The sequence below is a fragment of the Pseudomonas putida genome, from assembly GCF_050990305.1.
GTDB classification, from domain to species: Bacteria; Pseudomonadota; Gammaproteobacteria; order Pseudomonadales; family Pseudomonadaceae; genus Aquipseudomonas; species Aquipseudomonas putida_AH.
In genome coordinates, this window is record NZ_CP158817.1 from 3923830 (window position 1) to 3948531 (window position 24702).

A 24702-nucleotide genomic window follows, 5' to 3' on the forward strand; every position below is an offset into this window, starting at 1 on the left:
CATGGACTTGCCCCTACAAAACCGGACACCAACTCCCCGTTAAATTGATGCCGCTGCCAAGCGCCTGAACTCCCTCGGTGAGCGATAGTTCAAAGCGCTGTGCGGATGCTGCTCATTGTAATGCTCGAAGGCAATTGCCAGGTTACGCAGCGCCGTTTCTCGATCCGGCTTGGGCATATGCGCTACGTAATCACGCTTGATTGTCTTTACGAAGCTCTCGGCCATGCCGTTGCTCTGTGGACTGCGCACTGGAGTGGTCACCGGCTGCAAGCCAATCTGCCGAGCAAACAGGCGTGTCTGTTCGGCGGTGTACGCCGAGCCGTTGTCGCTGAGCCATTGCACCGGTGTGGCGGGCAGTTGATCACCGAAGCGCTTTTCCACGCTTTCCAGCATCAGGTCGCGGATATCATCGCCGCTGTACCCGGTCGGGCTTGCGACCCAGCCGATGGCTTCGCGATCACAGCAGTCCAGGGCGAAGGTTACGCTCAGTTTGGCGCCGTCCTCGCAACGGAACTCAAAGCCGTCCGAGCACCAACGTGTATCGCTGGTTTGCACCGCAATACGGCCTTCGTGTCGACGCGGCACGCCGGGTTGTTTGATCCGGCGTTCAAGCAGCAGGTTGTGATCACGCATCACCCGGTAAACCCGCTTCACGTTGATCGCGGGTAGCGACTGGCTTTCACGGGCGCGACGCAGCAATCCCCAGACTCGACGGTAGCCATAGCTGGGCAGCTCACTGACCTGTCGCTGGATTTCAACTACCAGCTCAGCGTCGTTCACAGGTCTGATTCGCCGTGCTTTGGGCGATACCGATTGCTTGATTCGAACCGTTAATTGCGAGCGCGCCACACCGAGACATTCGCTGACCAGCTTCACTGGTCGTCCCCCGGCAACAAGGGTGAGTGCGCAATCCATTTTCGCGACTGGGCGATCTCCACGGCCTCTTTGAGGATTTCTGCTTCCATCGTTTTCTTGCCCAGCATCCGTTGCAGTTCACGGATCTGCTTGAGCGCATCGCTCAGCTCAGAGGCCGGCACCACGGCTTCACCGGCGCTGACTGCCGACAGGCTGCCGTCCTGATACAGCTTGCGCCACAGGAACAGCTGATTGGCATTGATGCCGTTGCGCCGAGCGACGACCGACACACTTTGCCCTGGCTCAAGGCTCTCGCGAACCATGGCCAGCTTTTGCTCTGGGCTCCAGCGGCGCCGCCGCTCCTGACCCAAAAGCTCCCCACTCTTATAGTTGCTGTTAGTCATAAACATAACCGTTTGCCTATCCCTTATCGTAAGGGGGAAACGGTGTCCTGTCTTTCATGGGGCTCGTTCAGGCGTCTCTTACAGTCTCGTTCATCGGAGTGCTGCGCTATATTCTCCAACGCGGGCCCATTACCGCCGACAAGCTGCATGGCGCGCTTGCGGGGTACATCATGCTGGCCTTCGTCTGGTCGTTCGTCTATGCCCTGGTCGAGATATCCAACGCTGCTTCATTCGGTCCTGGCCACCTCGACTTCGAACAGCCCGGTACTTTCTTCAAGCTGATCTATTTCAGCTTCACAACGCTCACCACCACCGGTTACGGCGATGTCATTCCATTGACCAACCACGCCCGCTCACTGGTGATGGTCGAAGAGTTTTCAGGCGTCTTTTATGTGGGTGTTGTGATCGCGCGATTGGCCGGCCTGTATCCTTCGAATCAAACTAAGTGACTCTTGATTCGCCTGAGTCAACTCTGGACATTTGTGGCTCGGCGATAGCCCGGTGGAGCTGGATGGGAGCCACCCATTTCCTGAATCGGTACTCTTGCCGCAGGCCAGGCAGAGGAGCTACTTTTTCAACAGAATCGGCCAGAAGCAGCCGGTGGACGCAGCGATAGCAAATGAGTAGCTATGCTTGGTCTACTCAGGGATAAACGACAGTACAAGGAATGTTATCCATCAAGCCCGTGAAGGCGTTATCACCCCACTTGAGGCCTATTTAGCGTCAGGCCCAAAGAGGAGTTCGCCATGACCGTCGTCGATCGCCTCAAGTATTTGCGCGTCGTTCTAGTGTTGGCTGGCCTCGCGTGCCTTGCTCTGTACCCACTGATGTTGTTCTGGCCGTCCGGCTGGGCCTGGCACGTCGGTCACTCGGACTACCCAATGATGATCGTTGGCATCTACGCCACACTTGGCGTGTTCTTGATCCTGGCCGCACGTGAACCATTAGCCAATCTGAGCCTAATCTGGTTCACGGTGTGGTCCAGCGCCGTACACGCAGCAATCATGGCCATCCAGGCGGTCACCCAGACGGGGCAAATGGGACACTTGGCAGGTGATGTGCCGGCGCTCTTCATCGTGGCGATTGCCTTGGCCATCTTGACGCCCCGCTCGCAATTAGCCGCTCTGCCCCGGACACACAATGGGGCCTAAGAGCAGGTTTGACTGTCACGACTGACGGGGTGAGTCCATTGTCGTGGCGCAGCCATCGCGATGATCTCCTGCGCACGGCGGTTTTCAGTTTCTGGCTGTTGATCATGAAACGGTCGTCTTCGGCGCCCGATTGAAGTGTCCAAAATCATTAGGCCAGTTCAGCCTGCTCGCGATAGCGATGTGTCAGCCGGCACAGGTGTTGAATGTGCCGGCCTCATCGCGGGCAAGCCTCGCTCCTACAGGTAGGGCGTGGGGTTCACGTTATGAGCCGCTTTTCTGTAGGAGCGAGCATGCTCGCGATAGCGTTCTGTCAGTCGGCACAGGTGTTGAATGTGCCGGCCTCATCGCGGGCAAGCCTCGCTCCTACAGGTAGGGCGTGGGGTTCACGTTATGAGCCGCTATTTTGTGGGAACGAGCATGCTCGCGATAGCGTTCTGTCAGTCGGCACAGGTGTTGAATGTGCCGGTCTCATCGCGGGCAGGCTCGCTCCTACAAAGTGCGTCGCTGTGTAGGAGCTGCCGCAGGCTGCGATCTTTTGATCTTGTTTTCGAAAATCAAAAGATCGCAGCCTCGTTGCACTCGACAGCTCCTACAGGGGAAGCGGTGGCAGATGGGTTTGAGTTAACCGGGGGAGCGATACCGCGAGGCCCGCCAGAGGCTTTGCGATTCTTGTGTGAGATGGCGCAAGCCGCTGCGGTCCAGCATGCGTTCGGACTCCGCTTGCACCTCGGCCAGCACCGCGGCCTCGTCGACGGCGCGCACGACGTAGTCCTCCATCAGGATCTTGCCGTCGACGATGGTGGTGCACACGTCCGCGCCGTTGGCGAAGCAGGTGACGCGGTGGACCGGCATGTTCATCGGCATCAGGTGCGGCTTGAACAGGTCGATCAGGATGATGTCGGCTTTCTTGCCGACTTCCAGCGAGCCGATCTCGTGTTCCATCGACAGTGCCCTGGCGGCATCGATGGTGACCATTTCCAGCACTTTGCCCTGGGGCAGGATGTCCGGGTCACGGAAATGGCGGCGGTGGTAATGCATGCACTGGAACATGTGGCGGAACATGTCGTAACCACGGTCCGGGGCGGCGCCGTCGGAGCCGATGGCGACCGTGACATTGGCCTCGATCAGCTCCGGCACCGGGCAGCGACCCAGGATCGACATGATCGCGCTCGGGTTGTGCACGATGCTGGTCCCCGTCTCGTGGCACAGGGCGATATCTTCTTCGGTCAGGTCGATGCAGTGCGACATGAAGGAGCTCGGGCCGAGCAGGCTCAGTTCGCGATGGGCCAGCGCCAGCGTTCCGGCGCGGTGGCCATCCTGGGTGAACGTCAGGCCGTAGCGCTGAGCCAGCGCCCGGTAATCCTGAGCTTGCTGGCGGAACAACGGTGCCAGCGCCAGATGCTCGGGCTCGTACTGTGGCGCGTACACCGGCAAGGTGATGGCGATGCGCACCCGGCCGTCGCCCAGGCCGTCGCAGGTCCGGGCGACTTCTTCGCAGACCTGGAACATGGTCTCGAAACTGACCTCGCGCCGAGCAGGCGGCTCGCTCGACCAGTCCAGATAAGTGCGCGGTGCTGGTGGCCGCGACGGCCCGACGGCAACCACCGAGCGAGTACCGATGTCGGCGACCGCCCGGGCGTGGCGTTGCGCGTAGACCGGATCGTCGACCCGCATGATCGAATCGCCGCCGCCCAACAGCGAGACGCCGGTGGTGGTGCCGCATTTGAGCCGCTCCAGCGCCGATAACTTGGCCTCGACCTCCCAAAATTCCACGCCGGAAGCCGAGGTGTAGATTGTCTGGCATGCTTCCATCCAGGCATCGCCCTCCCCGCCGCCGATGGTCTTGAGCATGGCGTGGCCGGCGTGGGCGTGGCTGTCGATCAAGCCCGGCAGCACCGCCTTGTTGCGGGCATTGATGATCTTGTGCGCCGTGAAGCGAGCCCGCAGTTCATAGGTGCGCCCCACCGCCACGATGCGGTCGCCGAGCACGGCCACCGCGCCGTCTTCGATGACGCGCCGTTGATCGTCTACGGTAATGACCACGCCGTGCTCGATCAGCAGGTCGACTTTGGTGAAGGGCGCATCAGCGTCGTAGTGAAATGTCATACAAGGCATCCGGAGAAAGTGTTGGGGATCACAAGCGGCTGTGCAGCAGGCTGCCGTTTTTTGCCACGACGACGCCGCGGCTGATCACCGTGCGCGCCAGCGGTCGAGACACAACGGCTTCGCTGAGCGTCTCGGTCGGCAGCAACAACAGGTTGGCGGTTTGCCCGGTTGCCAATCCGTGATCACTGCGCCCCAGTGCCCGCGCCCCATTGCAGGAAGCGGCATCAAACGCTGCGCAGATCTCCGGATCCGTCCGCATACCGCAGCGCAACGCCAGCAGCATCGCGCGTTCGAGCATGTCGCCATTGCCCATGGGGGTCCATGCATCGCGAATGCCATCGGAACCCAGGCACACATTGACTCCCGCTGCGCGCAGTTCGTTAAAGGGCGGGATGGCAATATCCGATGGCGCCGTGGTCATGAGGGAAATCCGATTGGCCGCCAGGCGTTCAGCCAACGGCTGTACTTGAGACCAGTCTTTCATGCCCAGGCAAAAGGCATGGCTGATCATGACGCGCCCCTGACGCTGATAGCGCTCGGTGAAATCAGCGATGCGAGCAATCTGCCACAGTCCCAACTCGCCCCCGTCATGCAGGTGGATGTCGATACCGCGATCAAACTGGCTTGCCAGCTCGAACAGGATCGTCAGGTGCGCGATAGGATCGTTGTCGATGCCGCAAGGGTCCAGCCCGCCGACCACCTCGACCCCAAGCACCAGGGCTTCGCGCATCAAGTCTTCAACGCCGGGCCGGTTGACCAGGCCCACCTGCGGGAAGGTGACGAACTCGATATCCACCAGGTCGGCGTAGCGTTCGCGCAGTTCCAGCATGGCGTGCACATGCTCGATACCCAACTCGGGATCGGCGTCCACATGGCAACGCAACAGCAGCGAGCCGCGCGCGATGCATTGTTCCAACAAAGCACCTGCACGCTCGGCAATAGGTGACTTGAGCTCGCGCAGGATTTGCCGCTCGTTCGCTATGCGCGCCTTGAGGTTTGGGCCTGCGCTGTGCGGGCGCCACGGTTGGCCCCACAGGGTCTTGTCCAGGTGGATATGGCTCTCCACCAATGACGGCACGAGTATATGACCTTGCCCATCGAGATCAGGGCCAACCACTGGATTACCGCTGACTGGCCGACGCTCGCCGATGCGACCGTCGACAATTTGCAGGTCTTCCATTGCGCCGCCGTAGGGGCGGACATTACGCAACCAGAACGTCATTTGAACCTCATCACTGTTGGAACGCGCCCCGCTGCCGGGCAGGCAACGGGGCCACTCACTCAAAGGGTTACTCACCCAAGAGCTATTTCAAGTTGCCGGCCAGGAACTGCTTGAGCCGCTCACTTTTGGTGTGCTTGAACAGTTGCTCCGGGTTGCCTTCTTCCTCGATCTTGCCCTGGTGCAGGAAGATCACGTGGTTGGACACCTCGCGGGCAAAGGCCATTTCGTGCGTCACCACCACCATGGTCCGCCCTTCTTCAGCCAGGGCCTGCATCACCTTCAGCACCTCGCCGACCAGCTCTGGGTCAAGGGCCGAGGTCGGCTCGTCGAACAGCATCACCTCCGGCTCCATCGCCAGGGCACGGGCAATCGCCACGCGCTGCTGCTGGCCACCGGACAGGTGCGACGGGTACTTGGCCTCCATGCTCGCCGGCAGGCCGACCTTGGCCAGGTACTTGCGCGCGCGGGCCACTGCCTCATCGCGGCTCAGGCCCAGCGCATGCATCGGCGCTTCGATGACGTTTTCCAGCACCGTCATGTGCGCCCACAGGTTGAAGTGCTGGAACACCATCGACAACTTGGTGCGCATGCTTTGCAACTGCTTCTGGTTGGCCACGCGCAGCCCGCCGTTCTTGTCCTTTTCGGTGCGGATTTCCTCGGCGTTCACCGTGATGCGCCCGGCGCACGGTTGCTCAAGGAAGTTGATGCAACGCAAGAAGGTGCTCTTGCCCGAACCGGAGGAGCCGATGATGCTGATCACATCCCCTGCCCTGGCCTTGATCGACACGCCCTTGAGCACTTCGTGGTTGCCATATTTCTTGTACAGATCGTCTACGGTCAGTTTGTACATGGTGTTGCCCTGGGTATGCGGCCTTCAGGCGGCCTGGGGTTTCAGGAAGGCCAGCCAGCGGGTTTCACCGCGACGAAATAGCCAGACAAGCGACAGCGCAATCACCGCGTACAACAGGGCGGCGATGAAGAAGGCCTCGAATGAAGCATAGGTGGCCGAGTTGACGTCACGGGCGACCTTGAGGATGTCGGGCACCGTGGCGGTGAACGCCACCGAGGTCGAATGCAGCATCATGATCACCTCGTTGCTGTAGTACGGCAGCGCGCGACGAAGGGCCGAGGGCAGGATGATGCGGCGATACAGGTTGAACCGGGACAGGCCGTAAGCCCTCGCCGCCTCGACCTCGCCGTAGGGCACCGACCTGATCGCGCCGGCGAAGACTTCCGTGGTGTAGGCGCAGGTGTTGAGCGCGAACGCCAACACCGTGCAGTTGAAGCCCTCGCGAAAGAACATGTCGAGGAATTCGTGCTCGCGCACCACGCTCAGGCTGTAGACACCGGTGTAGATGATCAACAGTTGGATATAGAGCGGCGTGCCGCGAAATACATAGGTGTAGAACCACACCGGCAGCCGCACGAACTTGTTTTTCGACACCCGCGCCACGGCCAGCGGCACCGACAGCACGAAGCCGATGGCGATCGACAGCACCAGCAGCCACAAGGTGATGGCCAGGCCGGAGAAGTTGGCGCCGTCCGACCACAGGTACGCTTGCCAGTATTCCTGGATAATCGCGATCACAGTTCTGCCTCCCGGATACCGACGGAGTAATGATGTTTAAGCCAGGTCAGGACGCCGTTTGAAAGCGTGGTAATGGCGAGGTAGATCAGGGCACCGATCACCGTGAAGTAGAACAACTGCATGGAGCTCTTGCCGGCATCCTGGGTGACCCGGACGATATCGGACAGACCAATGATGGACACCAGTGCGGTCGCCTTGATCATGACCTGCCAGTTGTTGGCGATACCGGGCAAGGCAAAACGCATCATTTGCGGGAACAGAATGCGATGGAACCCCTGCCATGGGCTCAGGCCATAGGCCATGGCCGCCTCCAGCTGGCCACGGGGGACCGCCTGGAAAGCACCGCGGAAGGTTTCGGTAAAATACGCACCGTAGATGAACGCGAGGGTCGCGACACCGGCGAGGAAGGGATCAATGTCGATCTGATCCATGCCCAGCCCTTCGGTGATCTGGTTGAGGACGATTTGAATGCTGTAGAACAACAGCAGCATGGTCACCAGGTCAGGAACACTACGAATCATCGTGGTGTAGACGGTGGCGATATTGCGCAACCACCGGTTACCCGACAACTTGGAACTGGCGCCGGCCAAACCAATGATGACTGAGGCCAGCAGCGATAATATCGCCAGCTTCAATGTCATCCAGGTGCCGCTCGCAATCAGCGGCCCATAATCTACCAAGGACATTACATTCTCCTTGAACCCGACGCGGCGATCGATGCCGCCTGGCGTGTCCAATCGTGTTTTTCTTGTTTTTGAATGCCGCAAAGTCTGGGCTCGCAAATCAGTCGCGTGCTTTCAGGGCGAACGACTCCACCGCGGACAGACTTTGCTTTGCCTGTCTAACTGTTGTTTTTTCTGGTTTTGAACTTCGCAACTACATGGAAAGTTGCAACCGATCAGTTGTACACATCAAAGGTGAAGTACTTGTCGGAGATCGTCTTGTAAGTGCCGTCACTGATAATCGCCGCGAGCGCCCCGTTGATCTTTTCGCGAAGTTCAGTGTCTTCCTTGCGCAAGCCAATTCCCGCGCCCTCACCCAGGGTTTTCGGGTCGCGCAGCAAATCGCCGGCAAAGGCGAAATCACGCCCGGCCTCGGTTTTCAAGAAGCCCAGATCGGCCTGGACCGAGGATTGCAGCGCGGCATCCAGGCGTCCGGCAATCAGGTCCTGATACACCATGTCCTGGTTCTGGTAAGTCATGACGGTGACACCCTTCGGCGCCCAGTAAGCCCTGGCATAGGTTTCCTGGGTGGAACCCTGCTCGATCCCGACACGCTTGCCTTGCAGGGATTCGGGGGTTGGCAGCAGAGGGGAGCCTTTTTTCGCAATCAGACGGGGCAGGACATTGCTGATTTTGTCGGAGAACGCGATCTGCGCCGAACGTTTCTCGGTCATGCTCATGGAAGAAAGAATGCCGTCGAACTTCTTGGCCTTGAGTGCCGGGATGATGCCGTCGAACGAGTTTTCGACCCATACGCATTTGACCTTCAGCTGTTCGCAGATCGCATTGCCAAGATCGATATCGAAACCCACGAGCGAGCCATCGGGCGCTTTTGACTCGAACGGCGCGTAAGTGGGGTCGACGCCGAAGCGAATGACTTGCAAGTCTTTCGCGTACACGCCGCCCGCGGCCAGGGCCAGAACAACCGAAACTGCAAACTTTTTCATTTTATTCTCCGTATGCACCTAGGTATTGCGGTTATAAAAAATGGCCAACCCTGTATGTATTCCCGATCCCTGTAGGAGCGAGCACGCTCGCGATGAACCTGAAAGCACCACGTTTAACCCGTAAACACGCGTCATCGTTAACGACCATCGCGAGCAGGCTCGCTCCTACAGGTATTCATCACAGCCCTTGCATGCTGCGTCGGTAGCTCGCCGGAGCAAACTTGACCGTCAGCACCGCCATCGCGCCGAGCACCCCGACATGCAGCCACCAGCCGGTGATGAAGCTTGCGCCGCAGTCGCGCAACCAGCCGATCAGCCAGGGCGCGCTGGACGCAAGCAAAAAACCGATTCCCTGAACAAAGGCCGCCAAGGTGCCCGCCGCTTGCGCCCCGGACAAATGGTCGAGGCTGACGATCAGGCTCAGCGAAAAGAATCCGCCAAGGCCGAAGCCTGCCAGCGCGACCCACAACCACGGCGCAGCGTTGGGGGCCATGGCGAAACCGGAAAAGCCCACGACCTGCAACACGATGGTCAGCCACAGGGCCGCGCGTCGGTCGATGCTGCGACGGGCGAGCATCGGCATGGCGAACGCCGCCGTCGCCTGGAACATCGCCAGCCATGCGAGCAAGTTGCCCGAGGCCTGCAAGCTCATGTGCTGCTGTTGGTAGAAGGACGGCAGCCAGGCCACCAGGCTCGAGTAGCCGCTGTTGGTGAGCCCGAAATAGGCGGCCAACTGCCAGGCACGCCGATTCCTGAAGAAGCTGCGGGTCGACACCGGCGCGGGTCCGCCAGCGGCCACCGGCGCCGTGCGTGGCGCGCACACCAGCCACAGCAAGAACACGGCAAGCGCCGGCAACGCCCAGATGGACAGCCCCAACCGCCAGCCACCATAGGCATTCAGCCAGGTACTGGCCAACGAGCCCAACGCCCCGCCGCCCACCAATGCCGCCGAGTAAAGCCCCATCACCATGGCAATACGATCAGCGAACCAACGCTTGGCGACACCCGGAATCAAGGCCTGGATCATCGCCACGCCGGCACCGGCGATACCTGCGCTGGCAATCAACTGCGCGCCGTCCTGGACCACCGCGCGGTACCCGCATCCGAGCATCAACAGTAACAATGCACCCGCCAACGCCCGACGCTCGCCGAAACGACGAGCGACACCGATACCCATGAAGGCAATCAGGCCCATCAGCACGAAAGGCAAAGTGGTCAGCATCGCGGCGGCGCGAAAATCGAGGCCGATGTCGACGCGCACCAGATCGAGTACCGGCCCTACCGAGGTCAGGAATGGCCGCAGATTCAAGCCCAGAAGCACCAGCAGTACCAGTGCGACCAATGACACTTCATGAGTGCGCGGCACGCTTGTCGCTGTCAGTGTCACGTCATTCGTCATCACATTTACCTCGGCAATGGAGTCACTTGTGGCGAGGGAGCTTGCTCCCTCGCCACAGGGTGAGTCGCTTGATCCGGAGATTAAAAGCAGGTGCTATTATTCGGAAATGAAATGATCGAATGACGGGTAGTGGGAAACGTAATGACCTCGACACTGATCGATCCGCTGCTGCTCAAGAGCTTCGTCGCCGTTGTAGAAAGCGGCAGCTTCACCCGCGCCGGGGAGCGCGTGCACCTGAGCCAATCGACCATCAGCCAGCAATTGAAGCGCCTTGAAGAGCAGCTTGGCTGCGAGCTGCTCAACCGCAACGGGCGCTACGTCGTCACCACCGAGGATGGCGAACGTTTGCTCGGCTACGCGCGCCGGCTCCTGGGGCTGATGGAAGAGATGGTGGAAGAGTTGCGCAAGGGCCACGCCCAGGGCGAGGTACACATCGGCGTGCCGGAAGACTTCGCCTCGGACTTACTGACGCCCACGCTCGGCGCCTTCGCCCGCGCACATCCGTCGATACGGCTGGAGATCAGCAGCGGGCTGAGCAACACGCTGTGGAAGCAATTCTGTGCCGGCGACTACGATCTGGTGCTGATCAAACAGCGTCCGGGACAGGCCGTGGGACACGCCGCCTGGCCCGAACCGCTGGCCTGGTTCGATAGCCTCAGCGAGCCGACGTATGAGCGCGATCCGCTGCCACTGGTGGTGTTTCCGGTCGGGGGTCTGTATCGCGATGAAATGATCCACGCGCTGGAGAGCACCGGCCGACGCTGGAGCATCGGCTACAGCAGCGCAAGCCTGGCCGGCATCCGCTCTGCCGTGGCCAACGGTCTGGGCGTCAGCGTGCTGCCCTCGCGCCTGGCACTGCCCGGCCACCGACGGTTGGGCGCCGCCGAGTCCTTCGCCGAACTGGCGCCCCTGGAAATCGCCCTGCACCTACGCCCCGATGCCCCGCGACGCGTGATCGACCTGGCCGAACAACTGACAACCCTGTGCGCCGAGGTGACCGACCACCTCGGCTGACTTCCCTGGAGCTGCCGCTAGCGCTAATCAAGAACCACCTGTCTCACGGCAGGTGGTTTTTTCATGCCTTGACCTCAGCCTTCACTCAACATGAAGAAGCCATGGCTGGCCTCCTTTCACGGCACCCTACGCACCATTGGGTAAAGGTCACTGGCGACAGCCGTTTGCCCCGCCCAAAACTACTTGAAGCGCCCCGCCGCCCCCAGCCAACCTGACGCGCCTTTCTGCAACCATTGCGTGGCAGTGGAATCATGTTTGATACGGCTATCCAGAAACGCCACACCAATGGCCTGAATCGCAGCAACCTGCTTGGGATCCGGGGCTGGCTCGCCCATCGGTCCATGGGAGCCACCGCCGGATTTTGCGCCGTGCTTGTGCCCTTTACCTTTGGAAGCGCTGCCGGACGCATCGCTGCCCTTGCCGGCCTTTTTCCCCGACCGGTTGAACAAATCGGTACCGGACAAAGTTTTGTGCGTCGCGTTGTCCAGCTCCAGCTGAACGCTGCCAGGCACCTTCACCGACTCGCCCAACACTTGTCGCTGTCGGTAAGAACTGACCCAGTTAAACGGGTCTTCGTCTTCCTGACCGGTCATCGACAGCACAGGCGCCGACATCTGGGCGAACACTTCTCGCCGGGCGTCGGCCTCCACATAAGGGCTGAGCAGCAACACCGCTTTAGGCTCAATCGCAACGCCCGACGTAGCGCCAGGCTCCAGTGCCCCGGCCAGAGCCTCAGCGGTCTGCGCCCCGACATCAAAGCCGGCCACCGCGACTTGGCTCCAGTCGATGGCAGCCAGTTGCGCGTCTCCTCTCGCGGCCCGAGCCCTGACTTCGGTCAAGACTTCCTGCAATGTAGACAGCCTGTCGCGCAAGGCGGCGGCGCTGTAGTCACTGCTTGCCACTCCACGGAAATCGCCATCCAAGGCCTGCCTCGATGCAAAAATCGACTTATCGTAGGCATGCCCTTGAACAGACAGCACCGCATAGCCGGCTTGTGCCCAAGCGTTGCGCCACACCACTCCCCCTGAAGCCGCCTCCCCCAACCCCGGCAAGTAAATAATCAGTGGCAAGCGCCCATGGGAAGCGGGCGCCAACCACGTCACATCCACCGATTTCTGACCGAGTTGCCATATGGCGTCCCAGCCAGAGGTTTCGTAGTGAGCCGGTTGATAGGCAGTGGCCAGATGTTCATTGAGCCGCTCGGTCAATTTGATTCGCGGGTCTGGCGGATCGCCTGCACAACCAGCGAGCAATCCCAGACTGCCCACTAAGGCACCCACCGCTAGCCAGTAGCGAGGTTGAAGGTTCATACGATTCACAAACTCGTTCAGACCAAGATGGCTGGCAGCGTAACCGCCCCGCAGGAAAATGAGGCATGAAGACAGGTAAAGAATGGGTAAAGGGCAATGTCGGATTCACACCGCACACTGAACGCGCGATAGGCACCCATCGTCCCCATTTACCCCGCAACTCGGTCCGGGCCTGTTGACCCCCCCCCCCCGACTCAGGGGAATTGCCCCCAATTTTCATCTTTCCATTCGACGCCATCGCAGCAGCCTCGATCGCCTGCAGAACGCCAGTCCCATGAGAAAATCTGGCGGTTTCACAGTCGTCTCCCGCCATTGGCATGGACTCTGCTTACGGCCAAAACCAAGGGCAAAGTGCCATCGACACAACGCGTATGTGGCTCATCACATGCTGGGAGGCAAAAGTATGAAGGCCAATAAAACAACTCTATCTTGCGCACGCTTCATGCGGCCGGACATGGCCTCGGCGATATTGTTGGCCCTCTGCGGGGCGGATGCCGGCGCTTCACCCATGGACGATGAGAGCCAGCCATCGCCCACCGACCCCTCCTACTATCGTCCCCAGCCGGCCGACCCTGCGGCCGCGTTGCTGGAAATTCGCACGATGCCGGAGGCCAACCACGGTTCGCTGTCCCTGCCCAATGGTGGCCAGGGCAACCGTGATACGCCACGGGCCGACAACGTCCTGCCCCCTGCCCTGCAGACCTCGTTCAACTTCCCCACCAACGGCAAGCCAAGCCCTATGTTTGGCGCCGAACCCTTTACCCAGCAGATGATTCTGTTCGAAGAGTTCGGCCCGGAGAAACTCGACCCGCAAACACCCCCGGCGCAAATGACTTTCCCGGTGCCGACAGTGGGCCCGATGCCCGGCCAGGACCCTAACAGCGTGGCCCGCAGCGGCCCCTCGGGCACCGCGCTGGAAGCCTTCCTGCGGCAACCGGGACTGACGCCGTTCCCGACTCAATACGCCAACGTGCTGGACCGCAACCCCTGGAAGGCGCAGATCGAAGCCTTCCTCAACCGCGCGCCGGTGGGTTCCCCGGCCGAGGGGCGGCCAGGCGGCAAAGGCTGGTCGCACCAACGCTGGAACGAGTTCTACCCGCAAGCCGCGTTCAAGACCGTGCAAGCGGGTGCACGACAAAACCTCGGCCTGCGCGACAACAAACAGATGCATGGCTACACCAAAGGTGAGTTCGGCCCTGGCGGGCTCTATCACAACACCGCCGGCCTCTCGAACACCAACGGCACCACCAAGGGCATCGACATTCGCATCCATCCGAAGATGCCGATCCAGAACCACAACTCGGTGTGGACCTTCGACGGCACCCTGCCGCCCAAACTCCTCATGGTGCGCTACGGGCAACCGCTGCTGATGCGTCACTACAACGCCCTGCCCATCGACCCGGCCGCCAACAACGGTTTCGGCCTGCACACCATCAGTACCCATGAGCACAATGGCCACAACCCGGCCGAGAGCGATGGTTATGCCAACGCCTTCTTCTTCCCCGGCCAGTACTACGACTACCGCTGGCCGGTGCAACTGGCCGGCTACGACACCATCAACACCAAGGCCGAGGACCCAAGGGCCGCATTCCCCTGCTCGCCGGGCGAGACCCTGTGGGTCAACGACATGACCCCTTCGCGCAAGACCTGCGAAAACGGCACCATCAAGATTCGCGGCGACTGGCGCGAAACCATGAGCACCCACTGGTTCCATGACCACATGCTCGATTTCACCGCCCAGAACGTCTACAAGGGCAACGCGGTGATGATGAACTACTACAGCGCCATCGATCGCGGCAACGAGGCCGTCGAGGATGGCATCAACCTGCGTCTGCCCAGCGGCAACGCCCTGCCCTGGGGTAACCGCGACTATGACGTCAACCTGGTGATCGCCGACAAGGCCTGGGACGCCAACGGCCAGTTGTGGTTCAACCCGTTCAACACCGACGGCTTCCTGGGCGATCAGATGCTGGTCAACTGGCAGTACCAGCCCTTCATGAACGTGCGCGCCCGTAGCTACCGCTTCCGTATCCTCAACGGTTCGGTATCGCGCTACTTCAAGCTGGCCGTGGTCCGCGAAATCAAGGGCACGGGCGGCGAATTCCCCGGGCCGGCAGGCTCCGGCGTGTCCTACGCACGGGTGCCGTTCCACATGATCGGCAACGACGGCAACATCATGGAACACGCCATCCCCTTCGACGGCAGCATGGACCTCGACGGCGACGGTGACTTGAAGGACAACAACGCCATCCTGCCGACCCAGGCCATCGCCGAACGCTATGACATCATCATTAATTTCGCGAAAAACGGGATCAAGACCGGGGACAAGATCTACTTCGTCAACCTGATGGAACACAAGACCGGCAAGGGTCCGGAGAAAGACGAACTGTCCCTGGCCGATGTGCTGTCCGAGAAGTACAAGGCCGTCCTCAAGCAAAGCAGCAAGGGGCCGCAATGGGACAACGGCGATCCGGTGGTGGGCAAGTTCCTGCAACTGATCGTCAATTCCTACACAGGTCAAGACCAGAGCATGGACCCCACCGCCTATGAGCCGGCCAAGCCTGGCAAGGCGGCAGGCAAGAAAATGATCCCGTTGACCATCAACCGCGACGATGTGGCCGACAAGGCAAAACTCGACAAGGCTCGCCATCGCAGCTTTACCTTTGGCCGTTCCGACGGCACTGACCTGGCGCCCTGGACCATCAAGACCGATGGTGGCTTCGGCTACAGCATGGACCCACGACAGCTCACCGTGGCGGCGCAATTGTCCACCGGGCCAACCGACGCCGGCTTCAGTGGCGACGGCACCCTGGAGGTGTGGGACATCAAGAACGGCGGCAACGGCTGGAGTCACCCGGTGCATGTGCACTTCGAGGAAGGGGTAATCCTTAGCCGCGATGGCAAGGCACCGCCGGACTGGGAAAAATGGGCACGCAAGGATGTGTTCCGCATCGGGCCGGAAGTCGACAGTTCCACGGACGTGTCCATGGCGATTCGCTTCCGCGAGTTTGCCGGGACCTACATGGAGCACTGCCACAACACCCAGCACGAAGACTCGTCCATGTTGCTGCGCTGGGACGTCGAACGCCCCGGCCAGTTCGAGCTGATGCCGACGCCGCTACCCGGCTGGGATGGCGTCGAATATGTGGCGAGCGCCGCGCTGCCTACCTTCCGTACCGGTGGCAAGGGTAGCGGCAATGATGACGATGGCGGGGATGATGGCGACGACAACAGCACCAACAAGCTGCCGATTGCCGCCCCCGACAGTGCCAGCACCACGGCCGGTGTGCCTGTCACCCTCAACGTCCTGGCCAATGACAGTGACCCTGACAACAACATGCCGCTCACTGTGGTCGGCTTGAGCCAGCCGGACTCCGGCATGGGCGCGACCACCACCGATGGCACTCGGGTGATCTACACGCCGCCGGCCACCCTCACCGAACCTGCCACCGCCACCTTCACCTATGAAGTGCGCGACGCCAAGGGTGGCGTCTCGGCAACGCCCGGTACTGTGACCATCGCAGTGGCGCCGGCGGTGACCAGCAACGAGGACCTGCAAGTGACCAGCGCCACCGTGGCGGTACGCAGCAACAACCGTTACACCTGGGATCTGGCCGGGACCACGTCACTGACTGGCACGGTGCTGACGGTTTCCGCAGCCACCACCGGCGGGCCGCTCGTGCTGGGCACGGCAACGATGACACCCACAGCCACCGGCGCCCGCTGGCGGATCTCGGCAAGCACCACAGGCAACGGACCGGCAGCCACGCCGACCGTAACGATCAAATCATCCTCCGGTCGCTCGGTCACGGCGCCCCTCTCTGTCCGTTGACCGGTATCACCTTGCACTCCAGCCCGTACAGCTGGAGTGCAAGGCATCCATCAGTACTTTGCACAGGACGCAATCATGATCACTTCACACTGGACCCATTCGATCAAACTCCTTCGCCTGCTGTTCCTTTTTACCTTGGGCATCACCGGATGGTCGGCAGCCGCTGCCGAAGACAGCGACAGCGGTAGCCCTTGGGGAAAGGACTATTTCCCCAATACCGAGCTAGTCAATCAGGATGGCCAGAAGGTGCGTTTCTTCGATGACCTGATCAAGGACAAGGTGGTGGCGATCAACTTCATCTTCACCTCCTGCACCGACTCCTGCCCGCTGGAAACCGCACGCCTGCTACAGGTACAAAAAGTCCTCGGCGATCGGGTCGGCAAGGACATCTTTCTCTACTCGATCAGCATTGATCCGGAAACCGACACACCGGAAGTCCTGAAGAAATACGCCGATAAATTCAAGATCGGCCCCGGCTGGCAATTCCTCACCGGCAACAAGGACGACATCACCAACCTGCGCAAGAGCCTGGGCCTGTTCATCGACGGCATCGACAACGGCCGCAACAAGGACCACAACCTGAGCCTGATCATCGGCAACCAGAGCACCGGCCGCTGGATGAAATCCTCACCCATGGAGAACCCCTACATTCTGGCCGATCGCCTGGGCAAAACCCTGCAGAACTGGAAACAGGCCAGCACCAGCAATCAGGATTACGCCAGCGCCCCGACCGTGCGCCCGCCCAGCGCCGGCGAGCAGATCTACCGTACCCGCTGCTCGTCCTGCCATACCCTGGGCGACACCCAGAACGCCGGCATACGCAGCATCGGCCCGGACCTGATCGGCGTCACCCGCCAACGCGACCCGCAATGGCTGAAACGCTGGATCAAGGAACCCGATCAAGTGCTGGCCGAGAAAGACCCACTGGCGATGCAGTTGTACGAGCAATACAACAGCCTGGCGATGCCCAATCTGCGCTTGGGTGATATAGAGACCAATGCCGTACTGACCTATCTGGCAGAAGAGACCGAACGGCTGAAGCCTGAGGCACCGATGGCGCAGGACACCCATGACGAATCTCACCAGCACGCCGGCCATCACATGCAGCAACAAGGCGGTTAAAACCGATCCGTTCACCGGGGCACTCTGCGCAAGTGATTGCGAAGAGTGCTACCTCTATCAAGGGTTCGGATGGTCGTTGTCGTGGCAGTGATACCGGGCAGCATGACGGTGGACGAGACCAAAAAGCTGGTAGGCCGCGAGATGTATGAGGTGAAACAGCAGCGAAATCGTCAATGATTGTAGGCAGGGCGAAGGTCAGTCATGGAGCGATTGTGGTCCTTCGTGACTGGCTTCAAACGGCCGATTCTGTTGAAAAAGTCGGTTTCGAATTCCGAGGAAAAAAGTGCGCGCCTGAGATTGAAATCTGAGTTTTGGGCAGAAGGTTCAGGACTCAGATTTCAAGCAGCAGCGTACAAAAGAGGTGTTTTTGCACATCAATATTCGAGCGACTTGGGTATACCGACTTTTGCAACAGAATCGGCCAAAAGCAGACGCTCAAAGTAGTCCAGGAAAGCTGGGGCAATTCACTCCATCGTGACATCGGCGGTCACTGGCGCGAACTCAACATTTAGGGTGATTGATATACCAATCAGCACATGGCGTTGTACGTGGCCGTGGATGATAGGCATCCGGAGTGGATCAGAAGTCAAACTCGGTGGTCAGTAACTTGAAGCCTTGGAATCGGGTTGGCGTTGGTAGTAGGTCAAGCGTTCACACAGGGGCAGTGTTGGCCTTCATCAAAACAACATCATAAGCACATCAAACAATGCCCGATCTGCTGCCACCGCCGACCGGGCGCGCCGTTTGATTTCCGTTAATAAGCATTCCTTAAAGCATTGTGCCGCCGTACCAAGCACGGCATTGCGACGGGTGATGACGCCCAGCTGGCTCCTTTCGAAACGCTCTTGCAACGGTAGCGCAGTAGCCCAGCCCTGCATCGATTCGGTGGCCATCATCACGCTAGGGCAATGGGTGAGCATGCCCCCATGACGCACCATTTCGAACAGCAGCGAGGTTGAGTGCGCGCAGTGCAAACGTGACCGGTCGATCTGCGCGCCATGCTGCCAGAACAGCTCCTGCATGAACGCGCCATAGTTGGCCTGCGCGTAATTGACCACCCAATCCTGATCCAATAGTTGATGCAAGGAGGTCGCGTTGGCGCAGGGGTGGTCGCGCCGAGCGATGACGCTCATTTCATAGGTCAACAATGGCGTGCAGTCGAACTCCTGTAACGACATGGTCGGCGATACCGGGCCGACGGCAAAGTCGAGCGAGCCTTCGCGCAAACGCGGCAACGCCACGGCGGTCAACCCCTCAAAGATTTCTAGTTGCACACCGGGCATACGCTCACGAAAGTTCTGCACCGCCTGGGTCAGGAAGGTCAGCATGATCCAAGGTGTGACCGCGATGGACAGCCGCCCCGCGACTTCGCCGCGCAACTCGCCAAGCTCTGTATTAGCCCGTTCGATCTGACCGACGATCAGCCGCGCATGTCCCAGCAGCATGCGACCGGTCTCGGTGAAGTCGATCCCTCGGGCGGTTCGCATCAACAGTGGCAATTGGGCATCTGCTTCCAACTCGCGCATCGACTTGGTCACGGCCGCATGGGAGAGGTCCAACAGGCGTGCCGCCGCGCGAATGCTGCCGGTGTCGGCAACGGCGACCAAAGCTTGCAGTTGATGAACTTTCATTGTGTGTCTCACGACGCTGTTCGATGGGGAGGCAACCAATGGTTGCCTGCGTAACTGTTTTGGGTCTTTCGAGGATCGCAGCCGCCTAACTATGCTAGGAACCACCCCCCCATACCGACTAGGAGCCCCATTATGCAGCACGACGCCGTATTAGCCGGTATTCGTGATATCCAGGACGAGATGATTGAATTGCGTCACCGCATTCATGCGCATCCGGAACTCAGTTTTGAAGAGTTCGTGACCAGTGACCTGATCGCCGATTGTCTGCAACGCTGGGGCTATTGCGTACATCGCGGGCTGGGTGGTACTGGCGTGGTCGGCACCCTTCAGAATGGCGAGGGTCGCGCTTTGGGCCTGAGGGCCGATATGGACGCGCTACCCATTCAAGAGGCTACCGGCCTTACCTATGCGAGCAAGCTCGAAGGCAAAATGCATGCTTGCGGCCATGACGGCCATACCGCCTCGTTGCTCGCTGCGGCGAAATACCTGGCTGAGCACAAACCGTTCAAGGGCACGCTACACATGATTTTCCAGCCTGCCGAGGAAAATGGTGGCGGCGCGCATGAAATGCTCAAGGACGGTCTGTTTGAGCTATTTCCATGCGACGCGGTGTTTGCTTTGCACAATATGCCTGGATATCCAGTAGGAAAGTTTGGCTTCCTGGCCGGTCCCTACATGGCTTCGGCCGATGACGTCACCATTCGAGTGAACGGTTTGGGAGGGCACGGCGCGGTGGCACACAAGACTATCGACCCCGTGGTGGTCAGTGCTTCGATAGTGATGGCGCTGCAAAGCGTGGTGTCGCGTAATGTCAATCCGCTCGATACGGCCATTATCACGGTGGGCTCTATCCATGCGGGCAAGGCATGCAATGTCATTCCCGATAGCGCCGAAATGAGGCTGTCAGTACGAGCGCTTAATGCGCAGGTACGCGATCTGCTGCAAAGCCGTATTACCGAGTTGGCCAAGTCCCAGGCCCACAGTTTCGGAGCGAGTGCTGATGTTGAGTACACCCGCAGCTATCCTGTGCTGATCAACCATGCTGAGGAAACAGCACTTGCGCGCGAGGTAGCGCGCGAATGGTTGGGTGAGTCTGGCCTGATCGAAAATATGGTGCCCCTGACAGGCAGTGAGGATTTCGCTTTCCTTTTGGAAAAGTGCCCCGGGTGTTACCTGATTATTGGTAATGGCGAGGGCGAAGGCGGTTGCATGGTGCATAACCCAGGTTATGACTTCAACGATGACTGCCTGCCGTTAGCTGCAACCTACTGGGTAAAACTGACTGAACGATTTTTACCGTTGAACTCTTGAGCTGCAAAGCTCACTTATTGCCGATGACTCTAATATAACAATGAGGTAATTATGTTCCGACTCAACACTCTTTTTGCTGCAACATTACTGGGCCTGAGTATTGTGGCCGCTGCGCAGGCTGATCCTCAAATCAAGTTCGGGGTAGACCCAAGCTATCCGCCATTTGAAGTCAAAGAGCCTGACGGTTCCCTGAGTGGCTTTGATATTGATCTCGGCAATGCCATTTGTGCCGAGCTTAAAGTTAAGTGTGTTTGGGTCGAGCAACCTTTCGACGGCATGATCCCTGCGCTGAAAGCCAAAAAATTTGATTCCATTCTATCGGCGTTCAGTGTTACTGAAGCACGACGTAAACAAGTGGACTTCAGTGATCGGTTGTACAGCGGTCCATCGGCTCTTATTGCGAAAGAAAACTCAGGCCTGCTACCGAACGTCGACTCGTTGAAAGGCAAAACTATTGGCGTTATGCAAGGTTCGTCTCAAGAGATGTTCGCGAAGTCAGAATGGAGTGCTCACGACGTCAATGTTTTGTCCTATCAAACCCAGGATCAAGTTTACATCGACCTGATTGCTGGACGCCTGGACGCTGCTTTTCAACCAGCGGTGCAAGGCGATATCGGATTTTTGCAAAAGCCCCAAGGCAAGGGCTATGCCTTTGCCGGAGAGCCCCTCACCGATAAGCGTTTGACCCTTGACGGTGTCGCGATCGGGATTAGAAAAGGCGACGACGCGCTTCGAGGAAAACTTAATACGGCCATTGCAAACATTCGTGCATCGGGCGAATACGACAGGCTTGCGAGTAAATATTTCAACTTTGACATTTACGGCAAATGATTCTGCGTCAATATTTATGATGTTCGAAACGATGATCACACGCCATCTCGGCACCTTGTGAATCTGCTTGATTTATAAATAGCTCGAATAACGGAAAAGGCTATTTAAAGAAAAATTCCTGCAGGTTTTTGATGATGGTTTTTTCCCGCTGAACTTGACGGCAGAGAGCTCGGTGTGTGGCGCATCCACGCAGTTGACTTTACGCCGTTGGCTTTGGCGCTTTTTATAAAGCTGTAAAACTTAACGCTGCTCGTCGCGCAGTTAGTTGTACGCCAAGGATGGCGAGCGGGCAAAATCGCGCTAAGCCAATAAATAGCCATCCCGGATATAAACTATGGGGATGACGGTATTTTTAATAATAAAAAAGAGCAAAACACGATGTGTATGATGAAGTGGACCATTATTGCCCTGTCTGTTGCAGCAGGCACCTCACAGATGGCAATGGCCTCATCCCAGGACGACGCCAAGGGTTTCGTAGACGACAGCACTCTCTCAATCCTGACTCGCCTCGAGTACATGAATCGCGATTTTAAGGATGGTTTCAGCAACCCCACCAACGGTGGTAAAAGCGGTTATCGTCAGGATACTGGTGCAGCCGAGCGAATCAAATACAGCTCAGGCTTCACTCAAGGCACCATCGGTGTCGGCGTCGATGCATATGCCATGGGCACCGTAAAACTTGACGGTGGCAAGGGGCGCGCTGGCAATGCCCAGTTCCAGGTCAACGATGATGGCTCGGAAGCTAAAACCCAATCGGCCGCTGGCGGCGCAGTCAAATTCCGCGTTTCCGACACCGTCGCGAAATATGGCAACCAAGTGGTTATCAACCCAGTGTTCAGTACCAGCGACAGCCGCCTGTTGCCAGAAATCGCGACCGGCACCCTGGTGACCAGTAACGAAATCAAGGGACTGGAGTTGAACGCCGGCCACTTCACCGCGCTGCGTACGCAGACTGGTCAGTTTAATGACAGTGCGGGCCTGGAGGCGGCCGACTTCGCGAGTGCGAACTATCAGTTCACTCCGGACCTTGTTGCTGGCATCGCTGCTTCCAATGTTGAAAACAACTTCAAGAAGCAGTACCTCAATGTCAACTACACCCTGCCTATCGTCGAAGGCCAGTCACTAAACTTTGACCTCAATGCATACAACACCAAAAGCCAAGGGCAAGAGCTTTCCGGCAAAGTGGACAATAACCTGTGGAGCCTTGCTACCGCCTACAGCTTGGGCGCTCACAGGTTTACCGTCGCTTATCAGCGCTCTACCGGTGATACCCCTTACGCCTATGGCGTAGACGGTAGCGACACTGTCTATGTTTCCAACTCCATCCAGATGTCCGACTTCGATGGTGCACAAGAGCGCTCCTGGCAGGGTCGCTACGACCTGAATCTGGCGAGCTACGGTGTACCTGGCCTGACCTTCATGACTCGCTATGTGTACGGTGACAATATTCGTACAACAGAAGGCCCCGAAGGCCGCGAGCGCGAGCTCAACGTCGAAGTCAAATATGTGTTGCAGACTGGTCCGGCCAAAGATCTTTCCTTTCGCGTACGCGCCGCGTACTTCCGCGCCAACGATGCTTACATCTTTGCCGCTAACAACAACGATGTTGGTCCGAGTAACGACGACATTCGCTTAATCATCAATTACCCGCTGAATATTCTGTAACACGACCTCCAGTCCCTTGTACGCAAGGGACTGGAGTGACTGTCACTGAATCTATTGTTTAGAGTTCTTCTCGGAATCCCGGGAAACATGGCAACTGCGCCCAACTCTCGATGGGCGCCTTCTTGGATGACGAAAGGCTGCAAAATGCTAGAAAACCTATTGCAGACTCTGGGAATTTCCGGTTTCAGCCTTAAGGGCTTTGGTCCGCTGTTACTGCAAGGTTCCTGGATGACGATCAAATTATCTTCACTGTGCTTGCTGGTCAGCGTGGGCCTCGGACTGATCGGCGCCAGTGCCAAACTTTCAAAGTTTGCCCTGCTGCGCATGCCGGCACAGGCCTACACCACGCTGATCCGCGGGGTACCAGACCTGGTGCTGATGTTGCTGATCTACTACAGCCTGCAAACCTGGCTGACTAGCCTGACCGAAGCCATGGGTTGGGAGTACATCGAAATCGATCCGTTCAGCGCCGGGGTCATTACCCTGGGCTTCATTTACGGGGCGTATTTCACTGAGACGTTTCGTGGCGCCATCCTCGCCATGCCACGGGGGCAGATGGAAGCGGCCACGGCCTACGGTCTGTCCCGTACCCAGCGTTTTCGATTCGTGATGTTCCCACAAATGATGCGCTTTGCTCTGCCGGGCATTGGCAATAACTGGATGGTGATCCTCAAGGCCACCGCGCTGGTGTCGATCATCGGTCTGGCCGATCTGGTCAAGGTGGCCCAGGACGCCGGCAAAAGCTCCTATCAACTGTTCTTCTTCCTGGTGCTGGCCGCCTTGATCTACCTGGCGATTACCACCGTTTCGAACTACGTCTTGCGCCAGCTGGCAATCTTCTATTCCGCAGGCACCCGGGAGGCCGTACGATGATCGAACTTCTGCAGGAATACTGGCAGCCTTTCCTTTTCCGTGACGGAAATCACATCACCGGGCTGGCCATGACTCTCTGGCTGCTCAGCGCCTCGCTTTTTTTCGGCTTCATGATGTCGATTCCGCTGTCGATTGCTCGGGTATCAACCAATCCCTTGGTGCGTTGGCCGGTGCAGTTCTACACCTACCTGTTCCGCGGCACGCCGCTGTATATCCAGTTGCTGATTTGCTACACCGGCATCTACAGCATCGCTGCGGTCCGCGCCCAACCTATGCTCGACGCATTCTTTCGCGATGCCTTGAACTGCACCCTCCTTGCTTTCACCTTGAGCACTTGCGCCTACACCACAGAAATCTTCGCCGGGGCAATCCGCTGCATGAACCATGGCGAAATCGAGGCCGCCAAGGCCTATGGCCTGCGGGGCTGGAAGCTTTATGCCTATGTCATCATGCCGTCAGCCCTGCGCCGCTCACTGCCAAACTACAGCAACGAAGTGATCCTGATGTTGCATGCAACTACCGTAGCCTTTACCGCCACCGTACCGGACATCCTCAAGGTCGCCAGGGATGCCAACTCGGCCACCTTCCTGACGTTCCAGTCCTTCGGTATCGCTGCCGCCATCTACCTGGCAGTCACGTTCTCTCTGGTCAGCCTGTTCCGCCTGGCTGAACGCCGCTGGTTGTCCTTCCTTGGCCCGGCTCATTAATTCAGGAGGCTT

The 24702-nt window shown here is 58.9% G+C and carries 19 protein-coding genes and 1 pseudogene; 10 read left to right on the top strand and 10 right to left on the bottom strand.

What is annotated here, in order from left to right; all coding sequences use genetic code 11:
* Positions 1-39 precede the first annotated feature (39 nt).
* Positions 40-1259 (bottom strand): IS3 family transposase gene (locus ABTV22_RS17655; RefSeq protein ID WP_433735520.1). Its coding sequence is split into 2 segments (ribosomal slippage): positions 40-914 and positions 914-1259, totalling 1221 coding nucleotides; the frame shifts between segments, so codons are not numbered across the junction.
* A gap of 68 nt (positions 1260-1327) precedes the next feature.
* On the opposite strand from ABTV22_RS17655, the pseudogene ABTV22_RS17660 reads away from it, so the two are divergent.
* Both ABTV22_RS17660 and ABTV22_RS17665 read left to right on the top strand, forming a co-directional pair.
* A pseudogene (locus ABTV22_RS17660) lies at positions 1328-1708 on the top strand (potassium channel family protein); the annotation flags it as partial.
* 297 nt (positions 1709-2005) lie between these two features.
* A complete protein-coding gene (locus ABTV22_RS17665; RefSeq protein ID WP_433735785.1) occupies positions 2006-2410 on the top strand; it encodes a DUF6632 domain-containing protein in 405 nt (134 codons plus the stop codon).
* 621 nt (positions 2411-3031) lie between these two features.
* Here ABTV22_RS17665 and ABTV22_RS17670 read toward each other — a convergent pair.
* The 7 genes from ABTV22_RS17670 to ABTV22_RS17700 form a co-directional block, all read right to left on the bottom strand.
* Complete coding sequence (locus ABTV22_RS17670; RefSeq protein WP_433735786.1) at positions 3032-4516, bottom strand: amidohydrolase family protein; 1485 nt, start codon at positions 4514-4516, stop codon at positions 3032-3034.
* A gap of 28 nt (positions 4517-4544) precedes the next feature.
* On the bottom strand, positions 4545-5738 hold the full coding sequence (locus ABTV22_RS17675; protein WP_433735787.1) for an amidohydrolase family protein: 1194 nt from the start codon (positions 5736-5738) through the stop codon (positions 4545-4547).
* 82 nt (positions 5739-5820) lie between these two features.
* The gene (locus ABTV22_RS17680; RefSeq protein ID WP_433735788.1) at positions 5821-6588 is read right to left on the bottom strand and encodes an ABC transporter ATP-binding protein; all 768 of its coding nucleotides are present in this window, start codon (positions 6586-6588) and stop codon (positions 5821-5823) included.
* Positions 6589-6612: 24 nt separating this feature from the next.
* Positions 6613-7326 (bottom strand): ABC transporter permease, encoded by a 714-nt coding sequence (locus ABTV22_RS17685; RefSeq protein WP_433735789.1) that lies wholly within the window; start codon positions 7324-7326, stop codon positions 6613-6615.
* The gene (locus ABTV22_RS17690; protein WP_433735790.1) at positions 7323-8012 is read right to left on the bottom strand and encodes an ABC transporter permease; all 690 of its coding nucleotides are present in this window, start codon (positions 8010-8012) and stop codon (positions 7323-7325) included. Before ABTV22_RS17690 ends, ABTV22_RS17685 begins: the two co-directional genes overlap by 4 nt.
* A 212-nt stretch (positions 8013-8224) precedes the next feature.
* A complete protein-coding gene (locus ABTV22_RS17695) occupies positions 8225-8995 on the bottom strand; it encodes an ABC transporter substrate-binding protein (protein WP_433735791.1) in 771 nt (256 codons plus the stop codon).
* 178 nt (positions 8996-9173) lie between these two features.
* A complete protein-coding gene (locus ABTV22_RS17700) occupies positions 9174-10394 on the bottom strand; it encodes a cyanate transporter (protein ID WP_433735792.1) in 1221 nt (406 codons plus the stop codon).
* A 141-nt stretch (positions 10395-10535) separates the two neighbouring features.
* Between ABTV22_RS17700 and ABTV22_RS17705 the strand changes: the two genes are divergently transcribed.
* Positions 10536-11408 (top strand): LysR family transcriptional regulator, encoded by an 873-nt coding sequence (locus tag ABTV22_RS17705; protein WP_433735793.1) that lies wholly within the window; start codon positions 10536-10538, stop codon positions 11406-11408.
* A 179-nt stretch (positions 11409-11587) separates the two neighbouring features.
* On the opposite strand, the gene ABTV22_RS17710 is transcribed toward ABTV22_RS17705, so the two are convergent.
* On the bottom strand, positions 11588-12718 hold the full coding sequence (locus tag ABTV22_RS17710; protein WP_433735794.1) for an alpha/beta hydrolase family protein: 1131 nt from the start codon (positions 12716-12718) through the stop codon (positions 11588-11590).
* A gap of 454 nt (positions 12719-13172) precedes the next feature.
* Here ABTV22_RS17710 and ABTV22_RS17715 point away from each other — a divergent pair, with 454 nt between their 5' ends.
* Complete coding sequence (locus ABTV22_RS17715; RefSeq protein WP_433735795.1) at positions 13173-16550, top strand: Ig-like domain-containing protein; 3378 nt, start codon at positions 13173-13175, stop codon at positions 16548-16550.
* Between the two features lie 75 nt (positions 16551-16625).
* Positions 16626-17672, top strand: a complete 1047-nt coding sequence (locus tag ABTV22_RS17720; protein WP_433735796.1) for an SCO family protein — start codon at positions 16626-16628, stop codon at positions 17670-17672.
* 677 nt (positions 17673-18349) lie between these two features.
* Here the strand turns inward: ABTV22_RS17720 and ABTV22_RS17725 are convergent.
* Positions 18350-19303, bottom strand: a complete 954-nt coding sequence (locus tag ABTV22_RS17725) for a LysR family transcriptional regulator (protein ID WP_433735797.1) — start codon at positions 19301-19303, stop codon at positions 18350-18352.
* A 132-nt stretch (positions 19304-19435) separates the two neighbouring features.
* Between ABTV22_RS17725 and ABTV22_RS17730 the strand changes: the two genes are divergently transcribed.
* From ABTV22_RS17730 to ABTV22_RS17750, 5 genes are all read left to right on the top strand, one after another.
* Complete coding sequence (locus ABTV22_RS17730; protein ID WP_433735798.1) at positions 19436-20614, top strand: M20 aminoacylase family protein; 1179 nt, start codon at positions 19436-19438, stop codon at positions 20612-20614.
* Between the two features lie 51 nt (positions 20615-20665).
* On the top strand, positions 20666-21445 hold the full coding sequence (locus ABTV22_RS17735; RefSeq protein WP_433735799.1) for an ABC transporter substrate-binding protein: 780 nt from the start codon (positions 20666-20668) through the stop codon (positions 21443-21445).
* Positions 21446-21823: 378 nt separating this feature from the next.
* Positions 21824-23110: an OprD family porin gene (locus ABTV22_RS17740; RefSeq protein WP_433735800.1), complete on the top strand. Its 1287-nt coding sequence runs from the start codon at positions 21824-21826 to the stop codon at positions 23108-23110.
* 144 nt (positions 23111-23254) lie between these two features.
* Positions 23255-23983 (top strand): ABC transporter permease, encoded by a 729-nt coding sequence (locus ABTV22_RS17745; protein ID WP_433735801.1) that lies wholly within the window; start codon positions 23255-23257, stop codon positions 23981-23983.
* Positions 23980-24690 (top strand): ABC transporter permease, encoded by a 711-nt coding sequence (locus ABTV22_RS17750; RefSeq protein ID WP_433735802.1) that lies wholly within the window; start codon positions 23980-23982, stop codon positions 24688-24690. Before ABTV22_RS17745 ends, ABTV22_RS17750 begins: the two co-directional genes overlap by 4 nt.
* Positions 24691-24702: the final 12 nt, after the last annotated feature.

Coding starts and splice junctions, on each gene's coding strand:
- ABTV22_RS17730 (WP_433735798.1), top strand. CDS start 19,436: ATGCAGCACGACGCCGTATTAGCCGGTATTCGTGATATCCAGGACGAG.
- ABTV22_RS17690 (WP_433735790.1), bottom strand. CDS start 8,012: ATGTCCTTGGTAGATTATGGGCCGCTGATTGCGAGCGGCACCTGGATG.
- ABTV22_RS17680 (WP_433735788.1), bottom strand. CDS start 6,588: ATGTACAAACTGACCGTAGACGATCTGTACAAGAAATATGGCAACCAC.
- ABTV22_RS17740 (WP_433735800.1), top strand. CDS start 21,824: ATGTGTATGATGAAGTGGACCATTATTGCCCTGTCTGTTGCAGCAGGC.
- ABTV22_RS17720 (WP_433735796.1), top strand. CDS start 16,626: ATGATCACTTCACACTGGACCCATTCGATCAAACTCCTTCGCCTGCTG.
- ABTV22_RS17710 (WP_433735794.1), bottom strand. CDS start 12,718: ATGAACCTTCAACCTCGCTACTGGCTAGCGGTGGGTGCCTTAGTGGGC.
- ABTV22_RS17750 (WP_433735802.1), top strand. CDS start 23,980: ATGATCGAACTTCTGCAGGAATACTGGCAGCCTTTCCTTTTCCGTGAC.
- ABTV22_RS17675 (WP_433735787.1), bottom strand. CDS start 5,738: ATGACGTTCTGGTTGCGTAATGTCCGCCCCTACGGCGGCGCAATGGAA.
- ABTV22_RS17670 (WP_433735786.1), bottom strand. CDS start 4,516: ATGACATTTCACTACGACGCTGATGCGCCCTTCACCAAAGTCGACCTG.
- ABTV22_RS17665 (WP_433735785.1), top strand. CDS start 2,006: ATGACCGTCGTCGATCGCCTCAAGTATTTGCGCGTCGTTCTAGTGTTG.
- ABTV22_RS17715 (WP_433735795.1), top strand. CDS start 13,173: ATGGCCTCGGCGATATTGTTGGCCCTCTGCGGGGCGGATGCCGGCGCT.
- ABTV22_RS17745 (WP_433735801.1), top strand. CDS start 23,255: ATGCTAGAAAACCTATTGCAGACTCTGGGAATTTCCGGTTTCAGCCTT.
- ABTV22_RS17725 (WP_433735797.1), bottom strand. CDS start 19,303: ATGAAAGTTCATCAACTGCAAGCTTTGGTCGCCGTTGCCGACACCGGC.
- ABTV22_RS17695 (WP_433735791.1), bottom strand. CDS start 8,995: ATGAAAAAGTTTGCAGTTTCGGTTGTTCTGGCCCTGGCCGCGGGCGGC.
- ABTV22_RS17735 (WP_433735799.1), top strand. CDS start 20,666: ATGTTCCGACTCAACACTCTTTTTGCTGCAACATTACTGGGCCTGAGT.
- ABTV22_RS17700 (WP_433735792.1), bottom strand. CDS start 10,394: ATGACGAATGACGTGACACTGACAGCGACAAGCGTGCCGCGCACTCAT.
- ABTV22_RS17705 (WP_433735793.1), top strand. CDS start 10,536: ATGACCTCGACACTGATCGATCCGCTGCTGCTCAAGAGCTTCGTCGCC.